This is a genomic window from Rhodoblastus sp. (assembly GCF_041915505.1).
Classification (GTDB): Bacteria; Pseudomonadota; Alphaproteobacteria; order Rhizobiales; family Beijerinckiaceae; genus Rhodoblastus.
The window spans coordinates 1-3,107 of record NZ_JAYSBG010000394.1; the positions used below are offsets into that span (position 1 = coordinate 1).

Here is a 3,107-nt window from a genome sequence, read left to right on the forward strand (position 1 = left end):
AGATCAAGCTGACCTTCGACACCCGCGAGGAGGCCGTGGCTTATTGCGAGCGCAACGGCATCGCCTATCGCGTCGAGGAGCCGCAGGAGCTCAAGCGCCGCATCGTGTCCTATTCGGATAATTTCCGTAACAACCGCCTGGCGCCCTGGACCCATTGACGGTTCGGGATCGGTCGGGCGACGGGGCCCCGTAGCTCAGCTGGATAGAGCAGCCGCCTTCTAAGCGGCAGGCCGCTGGTTCGAATCCAGCCGGGGTCGCCATTTTCGCGTCTGTTTGAAAAGAGGATGAGTCCCGCATGGAAGCGGTGAAGGCTGCCGCGTCCGACTCCTGGCGCGATCTGGTCGCGCATTGCCGCCGTCCGCCCACGCCCGTCGTCCTGCTCTGGCCGCTCTGGCTGGCGCTCGCGAGCCTGGCCCTGTCGGTTCTGCTCTTCGTCGGCGCTTTTGCCGACATCGCCGTCGCCCGCGCCGCCGCGAAGCTTGATCCGGGCGTGGTGATCTTTTTCGATCATGTCACCCAGATCGGCAAATCGAACTGGCTGTTCGCCTTGTCGATCCTGACGATCCTCTACGGCCTTTACCGCCGCGAGCGCGCGAATGCGGCGCGTTGGCGCGCGGCCTGGGGCGTGGTCGCCTCGCGCGGGCTTTATTTCTTCTCGGTCATGGCCTTTTCGGGCCTCGCCGCGCAGGTGGTCAAACATATCGTCGGCCGCGCCCGCCCCAGACTGATCGACGTCGCGGGACCGGCCCATTTCGATCTGTTCTCGCTGCAATCGGTGCTGGCGAGCTTTCCCTCCGGCCATACCACCACCATGTTCGCGACCTTCGGCGCGCTCGCCCTGTTGTCGCCGCGCCTTGGCCCGTGGTTCCTGCTGCTGGCGATCCCGGTCGCCGCGTCGCGGATCATCGTCGGCGCGCATTATCCGGCCGACGTTTGTGGCGGAATCGCCTTCGGCCTCGCCTCGGCGCTGATCGTGGCGCGGGTTTTCGCGCGGCGGCGGATCGCCTTCACCCTCGCGCCCGAGGCGCTGCTGCCGAAACCGCGTGGCGTCGACCTGCTCGCGAAGACCCTGCTGAACCGCGCTCAGCCCTGAGCGCGCAGCCGCGCGAAACCCTTGTCGAGATCGGCCTTGAGGTCCTCGATGTCTTCGAGTCCGACCGAGAAGCGCAGGGCCGGTCCTTCCGGATTCCATACGGTCGCGGTGCGATAGGCGCGGCAGTCGAAGGGAATGACCAGGCTTTCATAGCCGCCCCAGCTGTAGCCGAGGCCGAACAATTCCAACCCGTCGAGCAGCGCGGCGATTGCGGCTTTCGAGGCCGGTTTGAGAATGACCGAGAACAGGCCCGACGAGCCGGAAAAATCGCGCTTCCAGATCGCGTGACCGGGGTCGTCCGGCAAGGCCGGATGCAGCACGCGCGATACTTCCGGCCGCTGGCTGAGCCAGCGCGCCAGAGCAAGCCCCTGCCGCTCCGCCTCGCGCAGGCGCAGATCCATGCTGCGCAAGCCGCGTAGCGCCAGAAAGACATCCTCCGGCCCGGCGCACATGGCGAAATAATTGAAGGTCTGGCGCAGGGGCTTGATCCATTGCTCATTGGCCGAAACCAGCCCGAGCAGCAGGTCGGAATGGCCGGAGAGATATTTGGTGCCGGCCTCGACCGCCAGATCGACGCCGCGCTCATGCGGCGGGAAGAACAAAGGCGTCGCCCAGGTATTGTCCATCACCACGCAGGCGTCATGCCGGTGCGCGACCTCGGCGATGGCGGGAATGTCCTGTATCTCGAAACTCTGCGAGCCGGGCGCCTCGACCAGCACCGCTTTGGTGTTGGGCCGCATCAAAGCTTCGATCCCGGCCCCGATCAACGGATCGTAATAGGTCGTCTCGATCCCCATGCGGCTGAGGAAGCCGTTGCAGAACGTGCGGGTCGGTTGATAGGCGGAATCGGTGACGAGCAGATGGTCGCCGGCTTTCAACGCCGCGAGCAGGGCGACGGAAATGGCGGCGAGACCGGATGGGGTGAGAACGGTTCCGGCCGCGCCGGCGACTTCGGACCATGCTCTTTCCAGCGCCTCGGTGGTGGGCGTGCCGTGGGTGCCGTAAGTAAAGCGCTTGGTGTGGCGCGCCTCCAGTTCGGCCATGGTCGGCTGCAACACGGTCGAGCCGCGATAGATCGGCGTATTGACGAAGCCGAATTGCTCCGAAGGGTCGCGCCCCGCGTGAACGAGTTTTGTGCGCGCGCGCATGTCCTTGCGCGATTGCGGGGTCGATTTGGTCATTCCGGCGGCCTTTCTGTTACGTCATCGGCGCTTGAAAAGCGCCGATGACGTCCGCGCCGACTGGCGCGGCGGCCGCTGATGCGGCCGGGCGCCCCTGTTTCCGACTTGGCGGAAACAGGGGCCAATGGTGTCGACGCGATTTTTGGCGGGCGCGCAAGGCCGCCGTCAAGGGCGAAACGGCGCCGCCCATGCCTTGTTAAGGGCTCAATTCTTGTTCAGTCCTCACGTCAGCGGCGTTGCCGGAAAGGAGAATCCGCATGATGAAATTGGCGTTCATCGGCGTTGGTTTGTGGCTGGCGGCGTCGCCGGCGCAGGCGCAAAACCCCATTCTCGCCTTCAAGATCAAGGCGGCCTGCGAGAAAGACGCGGCGGCGCTTTGCCCCGATGTCAAACCCGGCGGCGGGCGGGTTCTCGCCTGTCTGCAAACGAAACAGGACAAGCTCAGTCCCGCCTGTCGAGAGATTTTGCCGGAAGCGGCGCGTATGAAGGACGAGGCCGAAAAGTCAGGCAAATTGCCAAATTAACCTGGCTTGACCCGGAGGCGGGCCGCCGACGATACTTGCGTGACATGAAGCGGAGCGCGGGAATGAGGCGGGTCTTACGCGGCGGCGCGCTGATCGGCTTTTTCATGGCCCTGCTAGGCCACACCGTCCGCGCCGATACGCTCGACGAGGTCCGGCGGCGCGGGGCTTTGATCTGCGGCGTGAATGTCGGGCTCGCCGGCTTTGGCCTGCCCGACGACCGCGGCGAATGGCGCGGCTTCGACATTGATTATTGCCGCGCGGTGGCGGCGGCGATCTTCGACGATCCCAACAAGGTCAAATTCATCCCGC

At 65.2% G+C, this 3,107-nt stretch carries 4 protein-coding genes, 1 tRNA gene and 1 pseudogene; 5 read left to right on the forward strand and 1 reads right to left on the reverse strand.

Annotated features, from left to right (window positions below; translation table 11 throughout):
- The 3 genes from ACE3S9_RS17490 to ACE3S9_RS17500 form a co-directional block, all read left to right on the forward strand.
- On the forward strand, positions 1-158 hold a 158-nt coding region (locus ACE3S9_RS17490; RefSeq protein ID WP_374547767.1), incomplete at its 5' end, for an NADH dehydrogenase ubiquinone Fe-S protein 4.
- A gap of 25 nt (positions 159-183) precedes the next feature.
- Positions 184-260: transfer RNA gene (locus tag ACE3S9_RS17495), tRNA-Arg, on the forward strand.
- A 35-nt stretch (positions 261-295) separates the two neighbouring features.
- Entirely contained in the window at positions 296-1,093 is a 798-nt protein-coding gene (locus ACE3S9_RS17500) for a phosphatase PAP2 family protein (RefSeq protein ID WP_374547764.1), read from the forward strand.
- Here ACE3S9_RS17500 and metC read toward each other — a convergent pair.
- The gene (gene metC / locus ACE3S9_RS17505) at positions 1,084-2,274 is read right to left on the reverse strand and encodes a cystathionine beta-lyase (RefSeq protein WP_374547765.1); all 1,191 of its coding nucleotides are present in this window, start codon (positions 2,272-2,274) and stop codon (positions 1,084-1,086) included. The genes ACE3S9_RS17500 and metC overlap by 10 nt on opposite strands.
- 257 nt (positions 2,275-2,531) lie before the next feature.
- Here metC and ACE3S9_RS17510 point away from each other — a divergent pair, with 257 nt between their 5' ends.
- Positions 2,532-2,798, forward strand: coding sequence for a cysteine rich repeat-containing protein (locus ACE3S9_RS17510; protein ID WP_374547766.1), 267 nt, complete (start codon positions 2,532-2,534; stop codon positions 2,796-2,798).
- Between the two features lie 62 nt (positions 2,799-2,860).
- Positions 2,861-3,107, forward strand: a pseudogene (locus ACE3S9_RS17515) (amino acid ABC transporter substrate-binding protein); the annotation flags it as partial.